The sequence below is a fragment of the bacterium genome, from assembly GCA_016702305.1.
Classification (GTDB): Bacteria; Electryoneota; RPQS01; order RPQS01; family RPQS01; genus JABWCQ01.
The window spans coordinates 1-25,573 of sequence record JADJEH010000011.1 but is presented as its reverse complement, the minus strand read 5'-3'; the positions used below and the strand labels follow the sequence as shown (position 1 = coordinate 25,573).

At 51.5% G+C, this 25,573-nt stretch carries 15 protein-coding genes and 1 pseudogene; 1 reads left to right on the top strand and 15 read right to left on the bottom strand.

What is annotated here, in order from left to right; all coding sequences use genetic code 11:
- Positions 1 to 799: 799 nt before the first annotated feature.
- The 6 genes from IPH10_10440 to IPH10_10415 all read right to left on the bottom strand — a co-directional run bounded on the left by IPH10_10440 (position 800) and on the right by IPH10_10415 (position 7,491).
- Positions 800 to 1,201, bottom strand: a complete 402-nt coding sequence (locus IPH10_10440) for a hypothetical protein (GenBank protein MBK6911327.1) — start codon at positions 1,199 to 1,201, stop codon at positions 800 to 802.
- A 1,894-nt stretch (positions 1,202 to 3,095) separates the two neighbouring features.
- Entirely contained in the window at positions 3,096 to 3,545 is a 450-nt protein-coding gene (locus tag IPH10_10435; protein MBK6911326.1) for a hypothetical protein, read from the bottom strand.
- Between the two features lie 16 nt (positions 3,546 to 3,561).
- Entirely contained in the window at positions 3,562 to 5,367 is a 1,806-nt protein-coding gene (locus IPH10_10430; GenBank protein ID MBK6911325.1) for a hypothetical protein, read from the bottom strand.
- 90 nt (positions 5,368 to 5,457) lie between these two features.
- Entirely contained in the window at positions 5,458 to 6,534 is a 1,077-nt protein-coding gene (locus IPH10_10425; protein ID MBK6911324.1) for a DEAD/DEAH box helicase, read from the bottom strand.
- A 247-nt stretch (positions 6,535 to 6,781) separates the two neighbouring features.
- Positions 6,782 to 7,102 carry a hypothetical protein gene (locus tag IPH10_10420; protein MBK6911323.1) on the bottom strand — a complete coding sequence of 107 codons (321 nt, stop codon included), beginning with the start codon at positions 7,100 to 7,102 and terminating at the stop codon, positions 6,782 to 6,784.
- Positions 7,103 to 7,131: 29 nt separating this feature from the next.
- Positions 7,132 to 7,491: a hypothetical protein gene (locus IPH10_10415; protein MBK6911322.1), complete on the bottom strand. Its 360-nt coding sequence runs from the start codon at positions 7,489 to 7,491 to the stop codon at positions 7,132 to 7,134.
- A 163-nt stretch (positions 7,492 to 7,654) separates the two neighbouring features.
- Here IPH10_10415 and IPH10_10410 point away from each other — a divergent pair.
- Positions 7,655 to 8,748, top strand: a pseudogene (locus tag IPH10_10410) (IS3 family transposase).
- Between the two features lie 1,542 nt (positions 8,749 to 10,290).
- Here IPH10_10410 and IPH10_10405 read toward each other — a convergent pair.
- The 9 genes from IPH10_10405 to IPH10_10365 form a co-directional block, all read right to left on the bottom strand.
- Positions 10,291 to 10,518 carry a PD40 domain-containing protein gene (locus tag IPH10_10405; GenBank protein MBK6911321.1) on the bottom strand — a complete coding sequence of 76 codons (228 nt, stop codon included), beginning with the start codon at positions 10,516 to 10,518 and terminating at the stop codon, positions 10,291 to 10,293.
- Between the two features lie 440 nt (positions 10,519 to 10,958).
- Positions 10,959 to 11,141: a T9SS type A sorting domain-containing protein gene (locus tag IPH10_10400; GenBank protein ID MBK6911320.1), complete on the bottom strand. Its 183-nt coding sequence runs from the start codon at positions 11,139 to 11,141 to the stop codon at positions 10,959 to 10,961.
- A 30-nt stretch (positions 11,142 to 11,171) separates the two neighbouring features.
- Complete coding sequence (locus IPH10_10395; protein ID MBK6911319.1) at positions 11,172 to 11,903, bottom strand: hypothetical protein; 732 nt, start codon at positions 11,901 to 11,903, stop codon at positions 11,172 to 11,174.
- 128 nt (positions 11,904 to 12,031) lie between these two features.
- Positions 12,032 to 12,589 carry a hypothetical protein gene (locus tag IPH10_10390; GenBank protein ID MBK6911318.1) on the bottom strand — a complete coding sequence of 186 codons (558 nt, stop codon included), beginning with the start codon at positions 12,587 to 12,589 and terminating at the stop codon, positions 12,032 to 12,034.
- Entirely contained in the window at positions 12,589 to 15,213 is a 2,625-nt protein-coding gene (locus IPH10_10385; protein ID MBK6911317.1) for a right-handed parallel beta-helix repeat-containing protein, read from the bottom strand. The genes IPH10_10390 and IPH10_10385 overlap by 1 nt, the downstream gene beginning before the upstream one ends.
- Positions 15,214 to 15,877: 664 nt before the next feature.
- The gene (locus IPH10_10380; protein MBK6911316.1) at positions 15,878 to 17,449 is read right to left on the bottom strand and encodes a hypothetical protein; all 1,572 of its coding nucleotides are present in this window, start codon (positions 17,447 to 17,449) and stop codon (positions 15,878 to 15,880) included.
- Positions 17,450 to 17,472: 23 nt separating this feature from the next.
- Positions 17,473 to 19,971 (bottom strand): T9SS type A sorting domain-containing protein, encoded by a 2,499-nt coding sequence (locus IPH10_10375; protein MBK6911315.1) that lies wholly within the window; start codon positions 19,969 to 19,971, stop codon positions 17,473 to 17,475.
- 276 nt (positions 19,972 to 20,247) lie between these two features.
- Entirely contained in the window at positions 20,248 to 24,546 is a 4,299-nt protein-coding gene (locus IPH10_10370) for a T9SS type A sorting domain-containing protein (GenBank protein MBK6911314.1), read from the bottom strand.
- On the bottom strand, positions 24,543 to 25,376 hold the full coding sequence (locus tag IPH10_10365) for a right-handed parallel beta-helix repeat-containing protein (protein MBK6911313.1): 834 nt from the start codon (positions 25,374 to 25,376) through the stop codon (positions 24,543 to 24,545). Before IPH10_10365 ends, IPH10_10370 begins: the two co-directional genes overlap by 4 nt.
- Between the last annotated feature and the right edge of the window lie 197 nt (positions 25,377 to 25,573).

The window sequence follows — 25,573 nt, the reverse complement described above, 5'->3', positions numbered from 1 at the left end:
GATCCATGATGCGTAGCCCAGCTTGGTCACAACCATACTCGATAAGTCGGTCGTAATTTGTTGTAAATAGATTTAGCCTCTCTCGAGATGGTGTTCGACTTGCAAAAACTCAACAAGAAAAGATATGAGGAGATTTTGTCGAAGGTTCGCTTCAGGATCACCTTTATCAAAGACAGCGAGGAGGTCGCGCTCAGACTCCAAGACCGATTTTAGGAAGACCTGGAGCTTCGTGCCAATTTGCGTTTGCAGGTCGGTTGAGCGAGGATCGGCGAGAATCTCCAGTCCTCTTAGTAGTTCATTTGCAACGCGTAAGTTGTCCTCAAAATTGGGCACTCCACGTTCGGAGCATTTTGCTGACCTACTTGAGGCCTGTTCGACAAATTCGGCCAATGGCCCGTCGAATCCCGGGAGACACCCATGCTAGCCATGAATTTGCCACCGGAAACCCCTATTCCAAAACCATTTCCGAGAAGTAGTGACAAATGCTCACTTTGAAAAACCGCAGACAGCCACGGCTCTATATGCTTACGCAATTGATCGGGATTGTCTGGAACGTCGTCATAGCTACCGATATGTGAGCCAGTCCTGTAAAGGTGGTTCTTCCATTTCTCGTCTGATGTATTAATAGACATGGGTGATGTTCCCGATTTATAGTTGGTCGCCTGTCACAAGATAACCCTTATTGGACCTTTCTTGTGGCCCGAATACAGTAAGAAAATAACCAAATGAGATTGGAAAGTCAGGTTCTCGGCGCCATACTACTTACTGTTAGATCAACGAACCAGCGCCTCGAATCCACCTATTCATTCTGCAGATAAGCAAGCTGCGGGATCTTCTCAGCCAATTCCTTCTTTACCTCTGCAAGCAGTGCAGGTCGATCCTTCCATTTGCTGACACGCTTTTCAAAGTCGGAAAGCGTGGACTTGCCATGCCGCTTGGCGAGCTCAAGAATGGCTTCGTCTAACGTCTCGCATGCTGAATTGACAATTAGAGGTTCGAGTAGCTCATTCGTTTGTAATGCGCTAATGTCATCTATGTGTTCAGCAACCACGGCTTGCCAGCGAGAAAGTATTGACTCGACTTGGTCCTTACTCCGCATTCGAAAGGCAAGATCCGGATCGGTACCTGCCACGAAGCGCAACGCCTCATCAAGCCTCTGATGAAGGTCTGGCATCGGCGGCAGTATCTTGCCAATGGTCACTTTGCAGCCATTCGGTCATGCGAGGAAATTAACGTCCATAGAGTCAAACAACTCCCCCATTACGCTGACATACGTCAACCCATGCCGCACTTCAGCGAGGTCAAATAGGACCCTGCCGATAGCGGCGCGATGTTCGTCTGAGGAACGTCGGCGATGTGTCAATTCGCTAAACCCCCAGACTACTGCGCCACCAACGATTGATGCAAGAAGGTTCTCGAGTATCATAATCAATCAAGTTCTTTACCCGGATGCGCGACGCTGGGGTAGGCGGGAGGGGATTTACAATGGTTTGGTAAGGTGCGCCTGCGCCCATATCCGCGAAAATCTCTGTTCTTGTCATTAGGCTTTTGACAATGCGGCCGACAAAGTTGCCATGTGCGATCTCATTATTTCCGGATCATTGAGATCTCTGCTTTGGATTACAATTACGGCGAAACCGTCGAGTTCTAATGCTTGGCGAATGATATTGTCACGAACTTGTTGCTGAGGGTCGCCATGCAGAGATCTGCTCATCCCAGGGGGGATTGCTTGGTGACCCAGTTCCGGAGTCTCCTTTATCAAGGACCGGCTCAATGTCGCGATGCAATTCTGGGGCTTGGCCCAGTTCGACAAGAAGGGTACGGGCTAAGTTTCTATCAAGGTGGTCATGCTGAAACTGGTTTCGATAGGTCTTAAGGCAAATGTAACAGGCACGCTCGCAAGCGGCTTTGCAGGAGGCGACATCATATGCTGCTTCTATTAACTCCGGCCAACGTTTTAACATTTGGTCAAGAACCCAGAACCGCCTGGCATCGGGTCATAAATAGTGTAGTCTAGAGTGCCATCTGAACCAGGTATTGGCATCAGTTGAGGTCATCGTGCCCCATGTCTAATATTCGAGCTGCGGCAGTTCTTAGTATCTCTCAATGTTCACACCTTCTGGCAGGCTACTGATTTTGTGGAACAATAGCATGTCAACGTCTGTCTTTGCAGATAGACCTAATTGAACAGGATCCCGGCCGCAACGCTCCCTGTGGTGTTCATCAAAATGTTGTCGCTCGAGAGGTACAACGTAAGGGCTTTTGGCTGCCCCACATACAGAACAAATATGAAACCCTAGTTCGTGGCGCCTCCACTAGCCTTTGCAAGCCCTGCCTCGCCAAGATTCACAAGCTGTATTCCTTGGCCACGCAACATGTGGGTCTCCGTACTTACCTATTTTGAATGCTTTGCCACCTCGATGATGTTTCAATAGACGACCCGCAATCAGAACTGGCATTGAGAAGCGAAGGACCTCGTCCTCAGTAATGCGACCTTCATGCGCAATATCTAGGTCAACAATTGGCATTGCATAAAGTGTTTGGAAACCCGTTTGACCATATGCTGAGGCAACGCCTTCGCGAGCAACAAACCCCTGCTCTGGGTCAACTGACAGTAATTCAATTTGACCTTCAGTTCCTGCACCTAGATGGTAGCGTGAAACGTAGAAGGTTCCTCGATTTGCATACAGCCTATTCCCGGGCACAAACTCTCCCAACGCAACGGCTTGTGACCTCGACAATTCAAACGTGACTGGACCAGACCTCTGAGAAAATCCTGATGCTGCTGAAGCCGTGATCCCGCCCTCGTACATGCCATACCCTGGAAGAAACCTTCGGTGCTCAGAACGGCAAGCGTATAAGTCGATCGTTCACGACTCGTGATATCTCAATAAAGTCGTTGCACCGCCGCAGCATCTGCCGCTCTTCTTGGTCGAGTTTCCTAGTCTCTTTCTTGCGGTGCAGCTCTTTCTGAGTATCAAGCGCCCAGTCTAGCCGCTTGTGAAGCCTCGATATCACTAATGACAATTCGTCCGGAGTGTCTGTATCACGGCCTTAATCCGCCCCTATCTACCAACCCCATTTGTTTCGTCTGGTCAGAATTTCACGAAGTGGGAAAGAACGTTTTTCGTCAAAGTAGTACATTGTTGGTCAAGCAAAGTACCAAGTGACGCGGTAGTTTGTGGATCTGTCTTATAACTGTTGTTGGAATCCAGCAAGTAGTCACGAATGAACGGCGGGAACAAAACACTGAGCACTGTTTGAATGTGTCTTGCTTGTTCGGTATTGCCGTGAGACAATTGCAACAATTCAGTAAGTATCGTTGCCCTTATATGCTTTTCAAGCATGACCGGATTTCGCAAATTGAACGCCGGCGCAGCGATTGAACCACTAAGCAACCTTAAGGGATCCTCAAAGAAGAACCGATCGTGATTGGCTCTCCTGCAATAAGTGCTGATTACAGCCATGCGCTCCTGACGTCCGGCACGACCGGCACGTTGCCAGTAATTGCTTGATTGTGGGGGCACGTTCCGGAGTAAGACCATGTCTAGCGCGCCTATATCAACTCCCAACTCCAAGTGTGGGAGTTGCAACCAAGCAGTTTGTTCTACCCTTTGCCGATTTGAAGTCTTGCTCAACCTTTGCCCTGACCGTTCCGGGAACCTGAGCGGTGTGTTCTTCCGCATTGACCATGGTAAAGGCACGGTCCATAATAGAGACGTTATAGTCCTCAAAATTTGGTTCTTCGTGGACGACCGTTCCATCACAGTTTCGTTGCATGCAGAGGTTTTGGGGAGATGGTCGTGATGTAACGCGTTGACACTTCTTGCATCTGAAACGCCCACTCTGTTCTACTACCTTAATGCAATCCGAGTTGAGCTGCCAGACTTCGTCTGCGAGCGTTTTACCTCGGGAGTCAAGTAGAATGACATTCTCAAGCAACTTCAAATTCGTTGTAAGAATGTCCCAAAGGAATTCTGCCCATTTCATGGCGTCAATGTTGCTTTGACCTCGCGTCCATTTTCGCAGAAGAACTTGGAGCGCACCGGAACCTTTGTCATTAACGAGATTCCGCCAACGCTTCGCCCTTGCTCGATTCTGCGCGAGGGGTTTTAAGACAAGCCCTGTCGGCGTAAAATCGCGCAATGGGAGAATTCCACTTTGAAGATATGGACTGTCCTTCGGGTGATAGCGCGAATAGATGGGGTCATCCGGCACGAACAGCATTCGGCTTCTTCGCCAGTTGTCTAACAACGACGAAATTCCTTGCACAGCGTCCTCGGGTTCCATGCCCACCATCGCTGCCCATGCGGAAACACCTGAATCTTCAGCCGTGATGCCGTTGTACTCGAGCCGCGCTAAGCCAAGAGCTTCCAATACTTCTCGCTTACGAAGTCCGGAAGTAAATTCACGCAGCACCATATACCCAAGTGCCTTGCCCACGCGAACCCACTCGTTTCGTTGCTCGAAGATGATGGCTGCATCCTCCTCAAACATTTCAGGTAACAGCGCTTCTGCGAGTTTCTTGTCACGTTGGAAGCTACCTTGGAGCTTGTCAGTAAGATCATTAAACGAAAGTGGCTGATCAGCTTTGCGTATCACCTCCAACATCATATGACGCAACCGGATGCGTCGGCCATGATCTTGAATCCAGCCCGCTCGAAAAGCCGCATCCTGACGACTATCCGCAAAAACAACCAACTTCCTGTGACCTTCCGGGGCCGCATTGATCATTTCCTGTGCAAGAATGTGAACGTCTGACACAGTAACAGCGCGCACCGACCTCACTGGCTCGAGCGTTCTGCCCCCAATCTTCCGGGACAATGCACGACAGGTCGGGCAACTCGAGACCTTCTCGCCTATCAAATAAGTCGGGAGCAGTGCAGCCAGATGACCACAGCCTTCAGCTAAGCACTTTTCTCCCGGATTTGTATGCAACGCTCCACAATCTCGACAGAGATACGCCTTGGTGAGTTTCCTATCTGCCGCGCTTTCTTCATCTTCGTCGCCTTCTTCCAATAGGCGATTGGTCATGACTAACTTTGTGCCTGAATCAGCTGATGTCGGCCCCCACCACGCATTTCCACCGCGGAGTAAATCACCTTGTGCATTGCCATTGAGCAATTCGACTCGGCGTCCTGTCTGATTTAGCTCAAGGTTCTCATACTTCCGTTCAAAGTAGTGCTGACCGCACTCACGACAGACGAGCACTGGAAATAGCGCACTATCTCGTGCGAGCGGCCTTGCGTCTTTGCCATGTTTGATTGAGGGGTAGAGCTCGACTCTCGTGGCATCAGCATCGCCTCCAATCCCAACAACCATTTCCTCTAAGCCGCGGATGAAGAAGTGAACCTTGGGTCGAAGCAATGACTCATCATCTTTCCGGGCCGCAGCGCCGAGCGCAAGATACGCCAGCAGTTCTGCGTTAGCCAGGCTCCTGAGGAAGACGATTGGGTTTCAGCTGATTTGAGACAATCCACGCGCCTTCCACAAGTTCTTGCGGAGCCTTGGAGCGTTCTCGGCGCAATAGACGTAATCATTCCCAATGAGGTGGTCAAAGAGCGAGGTTCTCCAATCTTTGCCCGGTTCAAACGTTTTGCCTGTCAGCCATTCCACTTCGGACTTGATGACGGCAATGTCAGCTTCCTCACCGAGTGCAGTCATGAGCCGATTCACTCTTTCCATGCCGTTGCCTTGCGGAGGTTCCGGCCGATATCTTTCTTGCGGCCATTCCCGTTGGACGTATGCCTCGCCTACCAAGCTAACGTTGGCTTCATCAACGCCGAAGAAGCGTGACGCAAAGCGTTTGGCAGCTCCGTCATCATCTGCTTTCTGCGGATCGGTCAAAGTCGCCGATGTGCCAATGCAGATAACCTCTTCAGGTGACTTTCGGGCCAATCCTCGAATTCGTCTGATCAAACACGCGACTTCCGCGCCAGCGGCGCCATCGTATGTATGGGCCTCGTCAAATACAAGGTACTTTAACGGCGCGCTCGCAAACAGCAAGATATCAGGCAAGCGTGTTGCCAGAATTTCCAACTGTCTGTAGTTTGTGATTAGAATCCGAGGCTTGCGCTCGCGGATTTCTTCTTCAGACAGGCACTCTTCTTGGGGTGCAAATGCCCGTGCCGCTCGGTCACGCCTTCTTGCCTCCTCGAGTCGTCGTTCACGCTCCGCTAAGAATGCGGTACGGTCGCTACCGTCGAAACGGTCAACCAAATTACTGTGACCTGTCTTGGGTGTGCTGCCAATCCATTGCCCGAACGTGATACCGGTTCCTGCAAGGATCACCCGTAGGCGCTCAAGCTGGTCATTCGCAAGCGCGTTCATCGGATAGATTAGCGTTGCGGCAAGTCCTTCGACATTCCCTTGGTCTCGTTGACGCAATAAGTCATCAATGATCGGATAGAGAAAAGCCTCGGTCTTACCTGAACCTGTGCCTGTAGAAACCAACACGTGCTTGCCTGTCTTGACCGCTTCAAACACCATTTGTTGGTGGCGGTACATGTTCGGGTAACCGATTAGGCCCGGCATAACCGGATGCAGAATCCTTGTCCGCGAGTGCCTTGATCGGAGTCACCTTTGGCAGGAAGCCTCGGACAACGTAATGTACGGCCCCTTGACCAACGGCATATCCAGCGGCGTAGGTGATGCCAAGATACGCCGTGCCTGCTCCGCTAAATCGGGATCAGACATTGGGAACGCTGTCAACAGGTACCGTCGGAACTGGTCGGCTACTTGGTTTGCAAAGACTAAGGGATTTATGGGCATGGATTGTTTTCTATCTATCCTTCAATATCTCGATAGACTCGCGAATAAGTTTGGCGTAGCCCGGTGGCACGCTCAAGTAGGTTTTAGAAATTTTACTCGCGAGTTCAGCATTCTCATGAATCCATAGCAATGGGTCAAGGCCTTGGTGCCAACGCAGATTGTGAATGAGCTGGCCTAAGCCAGAGTCTTCTCTGTAACCAATCTTCTTCAAGAGCACATCGGTCATGATGGTCATGTTGACGTGAACATCCCAGCTACCTTGAGGTGGAGTGCGGATCGAAAGAGTGTGTGACAAATACTCTTCCTCTGTAACTTTCAAAGAATCGTCCATAACTTGCGACCTATTTCCTTTTCTTGCCCTTACGGAAGGGGCTGCACATATCGTGCGGCCACAGTGACTGGGTTAATTGGATTTCCCGCGGCATCTTTGTCAAAGCAAACGCCTGCTTGTAGATAAGTAACCGAGTAATAGTATGGATCGAGCGAATATACCGAGAATCGACCTCCGCTACGCTGTTCTAGTGCTGCATACTTTCGATTGCGCCCAGCGTCCCATGACCACAATTCTGCTGTCCATCCAGCTTTCAATGCTACCTCTATGAGTTCGGGAAAACTTGTGCCAAAGTCCGAATTCTTGCCGTCACCCGTTGCCAGTACAAGTGTCTGCGGTGCTTTATGTTTCAGGATAGACATTGTAATCATCAAATGCAGATTTTCCATCTACACCCTGTTCACCCACTTTCCCATTGTCTTTCAAGACCCGAGTCAAGAAGGTTTGTCTTGTAGTTGTTTCGTTTCGCGTACTCCCCTGATCTAGCCCCGGGAAACTGTACCACTTTGAAAGTTAGAGAATGGTGGTATATTATGGGTGAAGGAGGCTGGTATGGCACGAGCTAAGTACAGGCCGGAGCAGATCATTCCGATGCTTCGGGAAGCGGAAGTAGAGATTGGGAAGGGGATGACGGTTCGGGAAGTGTGCCGGAAGCTGGGGGTTCAGGAGAACACGTATTATCACTGGCGTCGGGAGTACGGGGGGTTGAAAATGGATCAGGCGAAGCGGCTGAAGGAGTTGGAAGTCGAGAACAGCCGTTTGAAGCGTGTGATCGCGGACTTGACGTTGGACAAGCAGATTTTATCTGAAGCGGTGCGGGGAAAATCTTAAGCCCAGCGGATCGTCGCAGAACGGTTCTGGCGGTTCGCCATTCGCTGGGCGAAGACAGAGTGTCGGAGCGGCGGGTGTGTCGGGTGTTGGATCAATGCAGAAGCAGTCAGCGCTATGTTCCGGCGCGGCGTTCCGACGAGAACGAGTTGACGTCACTGGTGATTGCGTTGGCGTGTCAGTACGGCACGTACGGCTATCGCATCATCACAGGGTTGATCCGCTTGACGGGTTGGCGCGTCAATCACAAACGGGTTGAACGCATCTGGCGTCAGGCGGGACTGAAGCTGCCGCGCAAGCAGCCGAAGCGCAAACGGTTATGGTTGAATGACGGATCGTGCATCCGTCTGCGTCCGGCGTATCCGAACCACGTATGGAGCTACGACTTCGTGACGTGGCAGACGGCGAACGGCAGAGCGTTTAGAGTGTTGTCCGTGCTGGATGAGTACACGCGGGAGTGTCTGGCGCTGTTCGTCGCACGACGGATCACAGCGGATGACGTGCTGGCACAGTTGGAAGAGCTGTTCTTGTTCCGGGGCACACCGGATCATATCCGCAGTGACAACGGACCCGAGTTTACGGCGCAGATGGTACGGGGCTGGCTGGCGAGGTTGGAAGTGGAGACGCTGTTCATCACACCGGGCAGTCCGTGGGAGAACGGCTATGTGGAGAGCTTCAACTGCAGGCTGAAAGAGTTCTTGAAAGGCGAGATATTCGACACGCTGAAGCAGGCGCAGATCCTGATCGAACAGTGGCGGGTGCATTACAACACGGTCAGGCCGCATAGCTCCCTGGGCTACAAGCCGCCCGCCCCGGAAACGAAAAAACAATTACTTCCGTCTCCGCTACGCTACGACGGAAGTAACCGATGTAATCCTGCAACTGGTACAGAAAATGGGGGCGACCATGGAAATCGGGCTACCTAGCGCAGTGGTGTCATTCGTTACATAGTCGGGATATTCGTAGCGATTAACAATAGTGGTGTCATGGATCAGACTATCAATTATAGTATCAGGAGTCACGATGAACCATCCGTTGTGTGCACGACCAGCGTCAAACGGGAAGTCCATCATGATCATAAAAGATCCACACCACCATCCTCATTTGCATCATACTGCGAGAAATCAATGTCGTTGTCAATTTCCGCAAGTAATATGGTGGCATAGAAATCCCCAGCAAGTGCGCTGCACCGATGGTCCCCAATCTTCCGGGATCAGCGTAGTAATTATACCTTTCACGCGTCGCACGATTTCGAACATGCACGTCACCTGGAGTCCGCATCGAGAACAAGCTGGCCGTGTGACACTGTTTCTACCCAGTTCACAAGGCTATATTGCCAACTGGGGTCGAGGAACTCGAGTACCATGCAGGAGCTTCTGCGTATGGCGTTGCGTAGATAGAATCCTGCCCGGGATGCAGCCCGATATTGTTAACGCTGTCCCAGACTCCTGCCCAGACCATGCATGCCTTTACAGTCCCGCGCGTCGGAAGCGTGCGTTCTTCAAGTAGCGCGCCTGCATTGTCTGGCGTGCCGCACACGACTTCTCCCCGTGCATCAACCGAACCGATATGCAACGTCAATCCAAGAAAAGCTACAAAGTAACATTCAAGCTAACGAAGCAACAGAAGTTTGCCAACAGTCGATTCCAACTCGTTGTGAGCATAAATGAAGTAAATGCCGCTTGAAAATATTGTTTTGTTTCCATTTGAATCTCCCTTCCAGAGATAAATGACTTGTCTTGCGCTTGATGCAGTGGTGATCGAGTTCCTGGCCCAATACGTTGTGAATGTGAAGTGTGCTCCCTGCCAAGTCGGTGGGAAGTGTGATTTCGAATAACGTTCCAAAACTGCCAAATGTCGGCGAAATCTGCATAGATGGTAAATGTCTCCCCCGAATTGTTCCTTCTTGCGCTCCCGACCACAGCCGCCTGGCTCGGTAGAGTCTCGCAGCTCCATTTGGCGGGTCACGTCGACTTTCAAAATACAGCTCTGACCCGTCCGCCGGGGAGCTTGGGCCAGAATCCCACCATTGCGTGTTGATCGTCGAGTCACAGCGAATTGCGGGGCCAAAACCTGAGTCAGTTCGAACAGAGTAGAGTACTTCAAGGTTATTTCCCCACCACTGGCTATAGACGAACAAATCGCCGTTGGAAGTCAGACATGGAGACGAAAATCCGTCAGGATAGTATAGGTGAAACGCGATTTCTTCGGGTTCTGACCATGAGCCATCCGGCTGTAAGCGGCTCGTGAAGGCCGCGTCTCCGCCTTCATGCATGCCGGGCTGTCCTGTTGAAGTAAAGACAAGGGTTGAATCATCAAAGGATATCTGCCCCGTGAATTCACGCCCGCGATTGATTGGCTCAGGGTAGCTGTTCTTTCGGGGACCAGTCATCCCAGTCCGGTCCGGTTCGATGTGACACAAATATGTCGTAGGAACCTTCATGGTAGGAGACAAAGTAGAGGCGTTGGCGGTCGGACGTGATCGAAGGGCTAAGATTCCGGCCCTCATTATTCACGTTTGGCCCGGCATTGACCGGAGTTGTCCATGTCGAATCGTCAATCCGCTCCGGAAATGTAAACATCATCATCGTTAGGTGCCTTGGTAAATCGTCATGCAAAGGACTTGACCATCTGCCGAAATTGTTGAATAGTAATAACTTCCTGGCGGATCAACATTGATTGGCGGCCGCATCAGCACTGGTTCCGTCCATTGTCCAAATGCTACGGTTTGCACTAAGAACAAGACCGGCGAACCCCACCCGTATCAGGATGGCCTGAAGTCCGGGCAAGATTCGCGTTGTTGCTGTGCTGTTCAACCTGTTCATGTCACTCCCTGACGGTTGGCCTGCAGAATGATCGTTCATTCTAAACTTGTTTCTCAATGGCACGAAATCATTGCGCATAAGGTGTATTGGTCCAGTTGCATGTTGTCGCACGACGCCCCAGCCCATGGGAGGCACCTGGACCGTTATGAACCAGGCAACCCTCCCATGGCGGTCTATTTTACGCAGTAGTGCGTCCAAGCGATTTACCTTATCAGCATCATCTTCTTAGCGTCCGTGAAGTTTGGTGTTTTGATTTGGTAGATGTAGACACCGGATGCCACGGTCAGTCCGGCAGCATTCTTGCCGTCCCAGAGGACGCGGTACGCACCTGCGGCACGGACATCATCAACAAGCGTTACCACTGCCTGACCGAGGATGTTGAACACCCTCAATTCCGCATGCATTGCTTCAGGTAGCTAAAAGCGCATCTCGGTGTTGCGGTCGCACGCGTTGGGGTAGTTTTGATACAACGCGTAGGACGTCGGAATCGGAGACGATTCAGGTTCTGATGAGACCGTCGGGTTGTCGAGGAATCGGGCTAACTCGCGCATCCTGTTCTTGAACTCGCGGATCGATTCTGTCCGCACAAACGAATACTTCTGGCTTAGGTCATGCGTGCTTCTGCTTGCCCGATAGAGTCCGGTCGCGTCGGCCAAAGCACAGAGCGAGTCACGTGTTGTTGGCGAACTCTCAATCAGGTCCTCCAGCCCGCGCAATGCTGCCGTGACATTTCCTTCGTATGCCAGGGCAACACAGGATTTCCTTTGCATCAAGGCTTGAAGGCTTTTGTCTTTAGTTTCAATTGCGCGCTGCGCTAAGAACGCTGACACGGCATGCTTGCCCTTGTCTTGCTTTGCCAAGCCAACAAGCTGGACGACCGTCGCTGGAATCAACGGCGATGAGGCATTCTCTTCGATGAACCGTTTGCCCATCTCGATTGCAGCTGACTCTGACCCAGAGGCTCGGGCCAGATCGCGAAACTCTCGCCATTGGATGAGTTCGGAGTGATGCTGCGCCAGTGTGGAAGCTTTTGAAGTAGTGCGCTTGGTCAGGCTGGCACTCTTGTCAAGAGGCAGTACCGATTCACTTTTTGTTGATGCTTCCGTCGAGAATGTGCCGTCAATGCCATCTTCAGCGATAACAATCAAATCTTGCGGGCCTGTCGAACTGCCACTTCCGCCGCCGCATTCGATGAACTGTGCCAGTGACGAATCAACCGTCCATTTTGCAGGGTTAGAGGGATAGAGCTTGGCAAAGAAACCGCTATCCGCCGGGTCTAAGGGTGCCCAAGCGTTGTATCATTGTCTTCGAATTGGCAATTCTCAATGGTAACGCCGTCGCTATAGACGACCGTCATCCCCGATCCCTGGCCGGAGTAATTGTCAGCATTCCCGCCCATGGATTCGAACCTGCAGTTCGAGACCGTGCAGGAATCAATCAGCCCGTGGATCCACAGACCATCCTCGAAACCCACAAAGGTGCAGGAATCCGCGTAGAACACAGGACTTCGTCCACCGGATATGATTTCGACGTTCCAATTTACCCAACCTTTGCCGATTAAGTCAGCATTGTTCATGTAAATGTTGGCGCGTCGAGACTCAATATTCACCCAGACCGTCGTCGAGTCCCACTCCAGCCTTACTCGATTCTCAGGTTCACCTTGGATGTACATCTTAGCTGGAGGATAGTTCAGATCCCAACCCTGCACAAGTATCGAACCTGCACCCCGGAAGCGAATCGTTGGGTCCTCTGCGCCGGGATGCGGCAAGATGGTGAGGCGGCCATTGGGCTGTGCGACGGTGATTTCACCTTCCACTGTTGCGGGTGCATACATCACCACGCTATCGGTAATGCTGGTCTGCGTCCACCCTTCATTACTTCAAGCGCCTTCTGGGCAGAATCCAAGTAGGCAATGCAGTCCGAGGCCTTATACTCGGCTGACTGCACACGCAGCAGACGTACACTCAGCATCTGTTTCTGGGCACGCGCCGCGACACGATCAAAGCGCGTCGGTGTGTTTTGAGCCAGCGAATCCAGAATCTTCGCTGCATTGGTGGAATCGTCCAGTTCGGCCCAGCACCAAGCCTGGCCTTCTTTGATCCACCGCTTCAATGATAAGCTGGACACGTTATTGTACAGCGTGGCCAGTGTATCCCTCACCGGCCCGAATGCTTTGTTCTGTGCAAGATTTACCGACAGGAGTCGATCCACGGCGGACAGAGCGTAATCTGAACTCTGCGAATTGCGAATCATGGCCTTGTAACCCGAATCAGCACGGGTGTATTGACCAGAAAGCTCGGCGTTGTGCGGAAGCAGGAATATTTGGACAAGCGAATCGTGAACCGAGTTGTCCGCTGTGAATGTTGGGCACAATGTGCGAGAGGAGTCAATCCGGACCAAAGTGACATTGGATGGCAACTTGCTCTTGATTGCAGCAGTGTCCGTACTACCCCAATACACGTCCGCCCAACGGTCAGATCCAACCTGATCTTCCCAGTGTACCAGTCTTCCGTCACCTGTCGTATCCCAAATGCAATTGTTGCCGTTCCAAAGTGCTAGGGCAGTGCGGTCTCGTAACGTAATCTGGCCTTCATAGGGAATTGTCGCATTGTGCTCGATCCTGTTTCCCTGCCACTGCCACAGAGTGTCGCCGACTGTCTTGACCGAGGTCAACATTATCGTACCACCATAGGCCGTGATGCCCGAGCCGATATTGGACGCCACTTCGGTGCATTCCATGAACAGGTTGGAGCCTGTGTAAAGTCCGATTCCACCTGCCACGCCGTCGCCGCCGTTATCATTCACGAAGCAATCTTCCAAATAGAAACTTGCTCGGGATAGGCCTTTGAGGCCGGGGCCTGTATTGTAGTTTGCGACGACGTTAAGCAGTTCAACTGTCGAGAGGTTCGTCGCCGCGATGCCGACCTCATTGGTCGTTACAGAACAGCCCACCGCTTCAAACCACGCGCCGTTGTTGACCAGCGCACCGTAGAGGTTGTCGTGAAAGACGCAATGCTCCGCGTATCCACGCGACCGGTCCAGAAGCAGACCTGCGACCGCGCCCGAAATGCTCACATACTTCAGTGAACAGGCTGCCATCTGGCTGTCGGCTTCACAGTGAATGCCTTCCCACGGAAGACTATCCACCACCGCTTTGAACACGATTCCCGTTGAATCATTGCCGAAGGCCTTCAGCTTGCCGCCCTTCTTGACAATCAGTTGGCCGCTTTCCAAGAACGACAGTGCGCTGCCCGGCAGTATCGTCAATGTCGCGCCATTTTCGACAATCAGCTTGTTGAACGTCGCCGTGCCGGTAATTTCCGTGGGGCCTTTTACGAGAACCGAGTCTTCAAATGCGGCCTCGTTGAACTGCGCTTTGGAGTCTCCTGTAGCGTTCTTGAGCACCAGCGCTTCGCCCGTGCCCTCGTGGAAAGTCACGTAGTTCTTCACGACCACACCGACGCTGTCAAAGATACCCTTCCACTTACAGGTGTCGCACAACGGCTTCACATGAATGTAACTTGTGTCGGTGCCGTTGAAAACAATCTGCGGCGCTTGATTCCCGGAGCCCGTCCACGTTGTCGTGACTTTGGCATCGTCGCCGACGTAAAGCGTCGCATGCTTGTACCCCGGCAGCGGTTGAAACACCAGCTTACCATTCGGAGCAACCTGGTGTTCCTTCGTAATCACCCCCGGCAGCCAGAATGTGTCCGGCTTGACGATTGCATCGTCCTTGCGACGCTCGAAGGTGAAGCAGTTGCGTTCACCGGCTTCTGCATCTGTCCATTTGGTACCGTATGGCGGATAAGAACCATAGCGTCCCAAATCATCAAACGACCACACGCGATACTCCACGTAGCCGCCAGTATCCGGCAGACTCAAACTGAAATCGTACGTGCTGTCTGATTGAGAACCTTTCTTTGAAGTCTGCCATGATGTCGTTCCGTCGAAGCGGTACTGTAGCACCACACTATCAACCTCAACCGTGTGATCCTCAGGGTAAGGGACCGGATATGAACGGAACGTTGCATTGGCCACGGAATCGTTAGCAAGAACATAGCGATCAAATGCTACCGTTGGTGTAGAAATCGGGTCGTTCTTCCACCAGAGTTGAAGGAACTCCTCGCGAGCTCGAAATTCGGCCCAGTCCGGGGACATTGTACCTACGTCATATAGCAGGCCGCCGCCAGTAAACCTAATGGTGTCCTCGCGAAGGAGGGAACAAGCATGGGCGATGCCTCGATAGAGTGGGAAGCGGTCCTGAAATTCTTCGTCATCCACGCGCGCTTCAGGCAAGAAGGTAAACATCGCCTCCCAGTTATTGCTATTTCCCAGTACGTCGGCAAAGGCGTCCACAATGCCAGTCGCCTGATTGTCAGTCTGCACTTCTTTTGACCACCAATCTACGAACACAAGAGGCTGCTCTTTCGAAAACTCGGAGAAGTTTGTCGCAGACATGTCGTAACCGCCCAAGGGAGCAAACGGATTATTTACACGAGAAATTAACTGCCCGTTGTGGTAGGGGTTGAACATATCCGCGAAGAGCAAAAGAGGAATAGTTGAGTTCAGCCTATCGTTTATCCGGTCATTGACGTGAGCGTTGAAGTCTGCGTACATGTCCCCTATGTTCCAGTCGTTTGGGCTGCACAAGAGCGAGTCCATAAGAGACCACCCAAGGAATCGACACTCGTTGTATCGATTGAACGACCCTTGGAACGGAGTACCTGGCCCTACTGAATTCCACAGATCGTTAACGGCTCTCATGTTGTTCGCGATACTCCCTGCATATTCACCCGCATCGTGGATTACATCGCGGTACCCTATCCTTACCCTGTCACAGGTATCGGTCTGCCCGCTACTAAGATAGAAGACTTGAAGTGGATTAAGCGTCTCAAAGAATGCCGGCAATGCCAATGGACATGCCGCATGATAATAGAATCTACCTCTGAAGTTAGAGGAACTATCAAGGTCTTCAAGTGTCAGGCCACACTCGTTATCAATCATCGATGACCACAAACGGAGGCGAGGATGATACCATACTGCCCTGGCATCACAATTGGCAACCTGCAATTCCTCAAGGCGAAGTCCATTCTCATTTAGATCGCAGAGTTGCGTCCATCCGTTAGAATCCAGGCGATCCAGTACTATTTTTGCAAAGTTGGGGTCCAGCCTCCCATTTCCTGCGTCCAACACGTAGAAGAAAGTAGTTATCAGATTCGTAGAGCCGCATCCCGTCAAAGTCGACGCGCGCATTCTCAGCGCCGATATTCTTGAACAAGAATGTCATGTAGTCATATTTCAAGCCATAGCTGTAGAAGACGACACTTAGCGTTTCCCATGCATTTGAAGTAACCTTGCGTTTGAATCGCAGAGGTTTCGAGTGGTGTTTTACGTCGAAGATTCGGAAATCCTCGAGTCCCACGGTGTCGTTGGGCAGTCCGTTGCTGTCGGCGGGCATTTGGGATTCTATCCACACTTCGGCTGAATCGCCACTGTTCAATCGCACGCGGAACTCTAACACAAGTTGGCGCATCGGCAGCCCGACTGTGTCCTGCAGCTGCATGTAACGAGAAATACTCGACGTGGCGTTATTGCCCATGTTGGGGCTACGGGCAAAGAAATTCCCGCCTTCGTCATTAATTGTCCAGAGACCAGCTGGGTTCCACCTCTCAAATTGTGTGAATGACTCAAAACCGAAATTTGTCTGCGGATATTCTGTTGAATCGGGGAAGATCCCAATATTCGTTCCCGCAGCATTGATTCCCCTAAAATGTACCTCTTTGTATATATATGCGGAGGCATTAGCACGCTTCTTCTGTGCTTCAGTAGAACCACCCCATGAGCCCGTGCCTTGATACCAGTCCATACCCAGATCTTCCCATGTGTCCGGGTGCTCCGAGAACGTATCGCCAATTGCTAAACGCTGAAAGATAGTGCTTGCACCTGGACTCTTGCCGAATTGGACAAATCCGTTTCCTTTGTTCTGCAACAGCAGGTCGCGCGCGCCCTCAAGAATTGCATCGGCGTGGGCCGTTGACGTCGGCCAAGGCGAAGTCGAGTTCAGGTCAAAGGGTTCGCCAATGATCCGGCGAGGAAAGGTAGGGAAATCCATGATGCTTGCGGACTGCGCGTGCTTTGTAAATTCAGGAATAGGCGGTGGCGGCAACGCTTGATCGAACGACTCGATGCCAAATAGAATGCCTCTTGTGCGGTTCGCAATGATGAAGGATACGAATTTCTCAAATCGTTCCTCCGGCGCTGCCAATTCCGGCTCTCTTACCCAAACGCCATACGCTTCATCCTGTTCTAAAAGCCGATGAGTCTGCACCCCATAATAGGCATCGGCAACCCAGTTAACTGAATCAACCATTGATGGGACACATGTTAGGAGTATTTGGTCCATTCCGGGCAATTCAATGCGAACGTGTGTGAGGTCCATGATGGAATTTATCCGCTTCGGCACTCCAATAACCGCCGTTCGAGACAACCGGTCGGCAAGCTCCTGCGCGGGCCATTCAAGGGAGTCGCCAACATAACAGATTGCAATGCTATCTGAAAAATGGTGAAGCGAACCTGGCCCATCCGACCTAATGTACTGAATCGCCGGAACAACCTGTTCCCAGCCAGCGATTGCCCTGATAATACCGAACGACACTACCAACGCCGCCCAGCGAAATACAAAGACTTGTTTCATGATTTTCTCCCAATGAAGATTGGCTACCGAAGCAATAACAGTTTTGTAGTTTTGTAACCAGAACCTGCTGAAAGTGTTGCGAAATACAGTCCTGTTGCCCATGCCGTTGTTCCTACCCGCTGTCGGTGCTGCCCTGCGCTTAAATGGCCAAGATCAATCCTCTCGATTTCTTGTCCAAGTACGTTCCGAACTCTAATTTCAACATCTGTGCTGCGCGGAAGAGTGAACGTTAGCGTTGTTGTCGGATTAAACGGATTCGGGTATGACCTCATCGCAATATCTGATGGAATGGGCCTATGACCCGCAGCACTGGTCGTATCCGCTGTGGTGTCAATTGCGAAATGTTGTACAAAACCGCTCGACAACCCATTGTCGCCAGGTTGGATGGCATTAGGTGTCGTCGGAAAATCTACGGAGAGTGTTTTGCCCACCATCCAAAGGCAGTCTGGGTTTGAAACGCTGACTGCGCGATACATTTCATAGTGCCCGCCTCCGACATAGGAACAGTAGAGAAGCTCGGTAAGTCCAAGGTCAAACTTGACAACAAAACCATCAGAGCTTCCCCTCAATCCTGCCTGGTAACAATCGTTTGTGACAGGCAAATCATCGCTGTCCGTGGTTCCAACTAAGGTGACTGTTGAATCATGCACCCAGTTCGTATTCAGAGCAAATTGTTCATATCTGGTCCCGCCGAAAAATGTGCCGATGAAAATGTTGTGCTCAGGAATAATTGCAGAAATGAAAGCCTTGGTCGTCAGCCCGTTAGGACCGGAAGTATCGTAAGCGTCGGTCGAAACTGGAAAGTTGATCGAGTAAGTCCAACCGGCTACGTAAAGCACGGAGTCTTTGACGGCAAGTGCATTGGGCATATCCGTATCCACGCCGCCGAGGTAGCTGCAGTATTCAATGGTTGGTGGTGCGAAAGTGAATCCTGCCAACATCATGTCGCCCCATCCGCTGCTGTCGCCGCACACAGACTGAAAGGCATTATCTGTCACTGGAAGATCGACGCTTTGCGTGCGTGCAAGCAGCCAAAGAGTTCCACTGTTATCAAATTGAAATCCATCGGTCCAATACTCCTGATCGCTGCCGCCGAAGTAAGTGGAAAACTCGACTTCGTGCGCGTCTATGTCATACATCCAGATAAAGCAATCGCTTTCCTGACGCACCGAAGAAAACGCATCCGGCGTGGTTGGGAAATCTGTCGAATAGGTTTTACCTGCAGCATACAGAATTCCGTCTGTTCCTATTTCGAGCGCGGATATCCCGTCGTTGCCGTTCCCTCCAAGATAGGAACAATAGCTCAAGTCCGTAAGATCGGACGAAAGTCTTACCATTATTCCGTCACCGAACTCATCAATCACCGTGTCATATGCATCCGGCGTCAGCGGCCAACCGTCATCATACGCACCGCCAACCATCCACAAACCGCCCCTTGCCGAATCATAGACCATATCCACAAAGCCTGCATTGGAATGCGGATCTTCGCTGGTTTGTATTTCGCCGAGAAGTGTTGACGCAATGAATTCCCCGTCTGGCCCAAAATGACAGCAGAAGTGACGATGTCCCGGAAACAGGCCCGTCTCATCGTAGGCGCCCGGTGTCGTTGGAAAGCCCGACATGGCATCAGTAGAGCCAGCGACATACACTCCGCCGTCGGGAGCTGGACAAACCACATGACACTCGTCTTCTGCGCCTCCTCCCAAGTACGTCCCATACAGCAGCGGATCCACGACCAGTTCCATCGTCGAATTATATCCGTCAAGTTCGAACCCAACGCGATTGTCATCCACAACACGATAGCTCGATTCGACGCGCTCCTGCATCCGCGACACCTGTTGAAACGCAAACGGTGCTTGCTCTTTCATTTCGCCCAGCGATGTTGTTAGCACCAAGTTTCCTTGCGCATCAATTCTGAGGGGCGCGTCCAATCCCAAGTACTCCATTTGAATTTGCGCTGGATCAGCACCGGGTTTGACGTAATAGACGGTTTCTACGCCTTGGTGGTCGGCGCGGTATTCTACGTCAATCCCCGGCCAGACTTCGGGGACGAGGATGGTTTGGTAGTGACTAACTCGGCTGCGCCATTTTGTGCTGTCGCGGCCAAGGAAGTAGTTGGAGTAGTGCGCCAGCTTACCCTCGCCCATGCTTGTTAGGTTCTTGTTAGCCCCGTTGTAGTGAATCTGCACCACATGCCCCCGCACCGTCAACGAGTCGCGGTCCTCATGCCTGTCCATCATGTCCATCGGATTACCCGGATCACGGGGCCTTGGGTAACGCTTGAACTCCCGAAAGTCCACAGTCAGCCCTTTCGGCGTCACATAGTACACTGCGCTGCCGACTTCGCATTTGAAGGAAAAGTCCCCTTCCCATTGGCCTTCGTTGGCGATGAAGTATGTGTTACTTGGTGCGTTCACGGTGATTGGGCCAGCTAAGACGATTCCGCCCAAAAACAAAACCGCGAACCCTACCCGCTTCAGGATTGCCTGAAGTCCGGGGAAGATATCGCGATATTGTTTCAATGCAATTCAACCTGTCCATCTGCTCCCGTCCGGTAGGTTGAGGTGTCGTGTGTGTTTCAAGCTACACTCCGTTTCTCAAATTGTCAATGCGTTGCAATAAAGCATCATCGCCGCTTATTTGCACGTTTTTTAAACGGTTCAATTTAATCCTCACTTTGCCCGAATTACCCATACTTTTTTTCGAGAGGTGAACTATGTAAATGGACAAATTGCATCTATTTCAGATGTGAACAAGGAGCCCCGCCTGCACGAGGCTCCTTGCCCGTGTCTTACCGACTACCTGATCAGCATCATCTTCTTGGCATCCGTGAAGTTCGGTGTTTTGATTTGGTAGATGTAAACACCGGATGCCACGGTCAGTCCGGCAGCATTCTTGCCGTCCCAGAGGACGCGGTACGCACCTGCTGCACGGACATCATCTACAAGCGTTACGACTTCCTGACCAAGAATGTTGAATACCTTTAGTTCAGCGTGAATCGCTTCCGGCAGATCGAAACGAATCTCGGTGTTGGGGTTGAAGGGGTTCGGGTAGTTCTGGTAAAGTGCGTAGGACACCGGAATTGCAATATCTTCTACGCCGTCAATCGCTGCATTCTTGGATCGTTGGTGCTGGGCAATCAACCGCAAGATTCGGCGGTACATTTCCAGTGCACTGGACGACTGGTTTTCCGGATGACTGGTGGAAAGTTTCGTGTCCTTCTTAGCAAACAGAAGATGCGTTGCCTCGATTGCCGCAGTCAAAGAATCGTGCCGTGATTCCGGATGGGTGATGATATCGTCGTAAGCGTTCATCGCTTCCTGATGACGGCCTTCCAACGTCATTGCATCGAGCTTCAGGAACTTAGCCGCGCGCTTGACTCTTGGTGATTCAGAACGCGTCTCAACACCAGCGAAGAACTCCACGAGCCCGCTTACCTGCCCAGACTTTCGTGCTGACACCATGAGCCGCGACAATGCAGCTTCATTTCGCGCATCGTTGAGGTTCTGATTCACGAATTGCCCAAACTTCTCCTTGGCCATGGCATAGCGTCCGCCCTTTTGGTCGGCCAACGCATCCTGATACTTGCTCTCCAATGCCATTGATTTGCTTGCAAGATTCGACTTTGCTGAAAGTGGCCAAGACTTTGTCATCTGACCGAGTGGTACTTTTCCTCCGCCGTGAGACGAAGTGCCGTAGGTCTGCTGGTCCGGCCTGACCAATGCAATTGGTCCGCCGCCCGGCATACTAAAGCCCTGACCAACACCGCAACTGGCTAATGCTACGGCGGGTTGATCCCAGTCCCAGAATCTGGAAGTATCCGGCTCAAAGTAGTCTTGGAAGATCGATGTGTCTGGTGTCCACGGATACCACAGATTGCCGCCGACATCCAGTGTATCGGTTTCATCACCGGTATAGACGTATTGTCCCGTGGAATCGAATAAGTAGAAGCCGTTTCCGCCATCCACCAGTTCGAAATTCTCCATGGCGCTGCCTTCCAGAAGAATACCCGCCTTGTCCGCGAAGACATTGCCAGCATCATTGCTGAAATCAACGACGCCATCCAGAATCAGGACTTCGGAAGTCGAATCGCCACCATTGTAGCTGAACTCGCTGCAAGTGATGGAGGCAGATGATGTCACGCCCCAACTCAATAGGCCGGTGAGGTCATTGGCAATAGAGTTGGTGCCGGAGACCACAGTCTCCAGCGGTTCATAGAGCACGATGCCATTGCCGCCGTTGTTGTAGAACCAGCAGTCTGAGATTTCAATATCACCGCCATAGACCACGAATGAACCATCGTCCCACGACATCCCCAGATCCCTGAATACACAGTTGCGCAGGTAACTCGTGCTGACGTCTGTTCCCATCGTGGCAAAGAAGCCATCGGAAGATTCGAATGTGCAATGATCCAGCTTGATCTCCGGATTGCCCAAGAATCCTGGCTCAAAGGCGACTAGATTGGTTCGGAAAGTTGTGTAGCTGGCCGTCAGGATGGCGTCGTTCAGATAGATGTGCTGCCATTCCAGAGTGTCCACCGCAGCTTCAAATGTGATTGGCATCGATTCAGTGCCTAAAATCCATGCTTTGGCCCGATTGTCACCCTGTCCACAGCTTCCGATAACCGTTATTGCAACGCCTTCCGCCATGGTGACCGTATGGTCCGATGCGCCCGGCCATGGTTTCACGACAAGTCTGCCCAAGCAACCCACGTTGATGTTGTGCGTGAGCGTCGTCGGAGCCCAGATGGTCACGCTGTCGGCGACGATAGAAGTGTCCGCAATTTCAAATGACAAGAAGTGCGTGGCTCCGCTATCCGGAGTCGTAGTATCAGCTCCTGCCGGGCTCGTTATATAACGCCCATGCCTGTCCTTGGCCCACCATATGTAGCTGATCAGGCCGCCCTGATCCCCGACTGACACGGTCCAGTCATAAATGCTGTCCGTCTCGATTGTATTCTGGCGGAACGTTGTCCAATTAGTGCTGTCCGGGAATAGCCGGTACTTGAAACCAACTTGAGTAATCGTGTCGTTGGTGACCGAGCCCAAGTAGTTTTGTACATAGGCTTTCAGTTCGAAGTCAATTGAGCCATTTGGATCCTCGATGACATCGTCCATCTGGTCTTCGGCGCGCAGGTAACTATAGACCCACTTCGAAAGGGAGTCCTGCATCATGAAGTCATCAATGAATGTCGAATCATTCACGGACTCCGGATAGAAACTGTTTCCGGTAATGTACGCCGGTCCTGACATGCTCGTTACATTGAAGTACTTGCCCGTAGTGTCTGCCAGCACGAAGCTGTTGGATCCAAGCTCTGCGTCAAAATCATTGACTTCCGCGCACTCGAACAGCATGCCCGTCGAATCTTTGACGATGTTGCCGGCATAGTCGGATACGTCAATAGTGCTGTTCGCATAGACCTTGATCTCGGGAAGCGTGTCGCCGTTAAACGCAACATAGCAATTGCTCAATCTAACGCTGCCAGAGTACTCTTGGTTAGTTGTCACACCGTAGCCGCCATTCCCAGTGACCCGAACGCGTGAGAAAAGCTGGTCAGCCGGTTCAAACAAGACAACGCCGGCACCGTCGCAGTCTTCAACCGTGACATCTTCGACGTCCAGAGCCCCAGTCAAAATGACCATGCCCGCGCTGTCACCGTCACTGATTGTACAGTCCAAGATAAAACTGCTGTCTGCATCGCTTGGGTTCATATACGTTAATACCAAAGGTGAACCAAAGCCCGAAACCTCAACGTCGCGGAATCGTACAATAGGATAGTTCTCCTGCTTTTCCGTAACAAGCGGGCCAGACGCGTTCTCCATTTCTGCGTATCTCGCTTCGACCCAGCCACCGAAAGACTGGATGCCGTTCCATCGGTCGCCTTCGCTGGCGCAGTCAAGTCGAATTACGGTTGACTCAGTCCCCGCAATCACGAGCTTTGGCATCGTCCCGCCATCGGAAGAAAGCGTTATTCCTACACCGGAATCAATCGAAACAACATAGCTATCCAATTCTACCGGGGCCGGCAAGATGTACAGAACGCCACCATCGCCAATCGTAATATCCTCCGTGATCACACCGGGAGCGTAGACGTACGCCGTGTCGGTCAATGGAGCTGTGAGGCGAGGTTCAAAGGATACGAAGTGAGTCAGAGTGTCGTTCAAGTTTGCTAACATACCGTTCCCTGGCCAAGTGGCAACGCGCATACAATCATCAACTGCTACGATTCGGTAATCTATGCCACCGCCAAGCGAATTCAACATCACTTCAGTCTCCCATTGGCCTCCACCTATGTCCAGCAATGTATCCCGAGTCCAATCGTCATCTGGTAGAATCCGAAAGTCCAAATAGACCAACGATACATCCACATCGTCGCCACATTCAATTTCTGGCACAAATGTAGCAGTATCGTCGCTTCGACTAATTGGAGGCAGATTCGTGAATGCGATTGTTGGAGCAAGAACAAAGTCGCCATGACGGGCTTCGAGTAGTGTATCCAAAGAAGAAGTTAGAGTGTCGAGATAAAGCTTGGTGTCTTCCATTTGACTCGCATCAATGTTGCTCAGAAAACTCGTGAATCGCAACGTTGCCTCAACCTGCAAGGAATCAAGTCCTGTAGCGGATCCCAGCAGGCCATTTAGTTCGTTTTCCGCCGTGGCAATGCTGTCCACTGATGATGTGGCGACAACCAATGCAGATGCCACTTCACTCGCAAGCTTTACATCGACGTCCTGGCCGTTTACACCTGCCGTTGAGTCCAAGTAAGACCTTACTGTTTGAAAGCTCTCTCCACCAAGCAGTTTGGTGTTTGCGATTTGTTCAGCCGCTCCCTTCCCTAGGTAACAATTGCTGTAACTGGTAAGTAATGAATGAAGATCTATCGTGGCGCTAGTAAAGTCAAGTTCTTTCATATCTACACCAGCATTCTTCCAGTATGTCTCGCAATTGGATTCTGTGGGTGTTGTTGGCGTACCACAGAATGTCCATGAAGTCAATTGGCTGAAGGAGCTTAGATCAAAGTTTCCATCTGGTTGGAGCCGGCCCGTGACATCTGCATCGTGTCCGCCAGACGTATATCCCCAGTGATTACCGTTCACAATTCGTTTAGGCGAAGCGTTTGGCAGTGCCTGATATAGATGAAGTAATCCGTACCGTTTCGCGGCACGATCTTGTTCTTGCCACCTTCGATATTCAACCACGCTTCGTCAATGTGGATCTGGCCACGCGGCCACTCGTTGTTTGTGATTTCGTTACCACCCCATGGAATTGACATGTTTAGTACGCCTCCGTCCATGAAGATGCCGGTGCCCACATTGTCACTGATCTTCGTGCAGGAGAGGCTTACCGTTCCGTCATAGAAATGCGAAATACCGCCGTACATCCAGTTACCGGTGCCATTTCGTAGGACTTCACAATCGGTAAGTTGTGCTGACGCCGAGAAGAGAACGATGCCGCCTTGCGCATTGTCTGAGACGGAGCTGCCATCGAGAATTACGTTTGCCAAGAATCCTGCCGAAATGCCCACTTTGCATTCTTGGACGCTGCATGAAGACAACGCGGCTTTGGCATTTCCCACAAGCAAGAGCCCATTGCTGGCACGTTCAATCACGGTATGATTCAGTTGTGCAGAACCACCCTTCTCGATGACAATGCCGCGCCAATGGTCACCGGTACTTGTAATCACGACATGTTCTGACGATGTACCTTCTGCGGTAAGCACTCCCCCGTCTTCGATGATTATGGCTTTGCCTGGAGCAATTCGAACTGTTACTCCCGGTCCAATAGTTAGCTCGTGTCCGCTTGGAATTCGGTAGTCTTCTTGGAGATAACGATTTGATTCCCAGTTCGGATTCGTGTTTGTGCCGTATGGAAGAGTTAGTGTGGGGTCACCAAGCAATGTGAAGCTATCGAACGTGAATTCTTGCATTACCTCATTGCGAGTTGCATCTTGCGAGGCCTCCACCAAGCTTCCAAAATTGTAGTTTCGGTAATCAAATATCTGATTGAATGCCTGGTATCCAAACGCACCACATGCCGAATGCGTAGTCAATGGGTCGGCGCAATTGCCGCAATTATGCCGGCTTCCGGAAGAAGGAGAAGCTTTTCTGCGACGCATTCGTACTC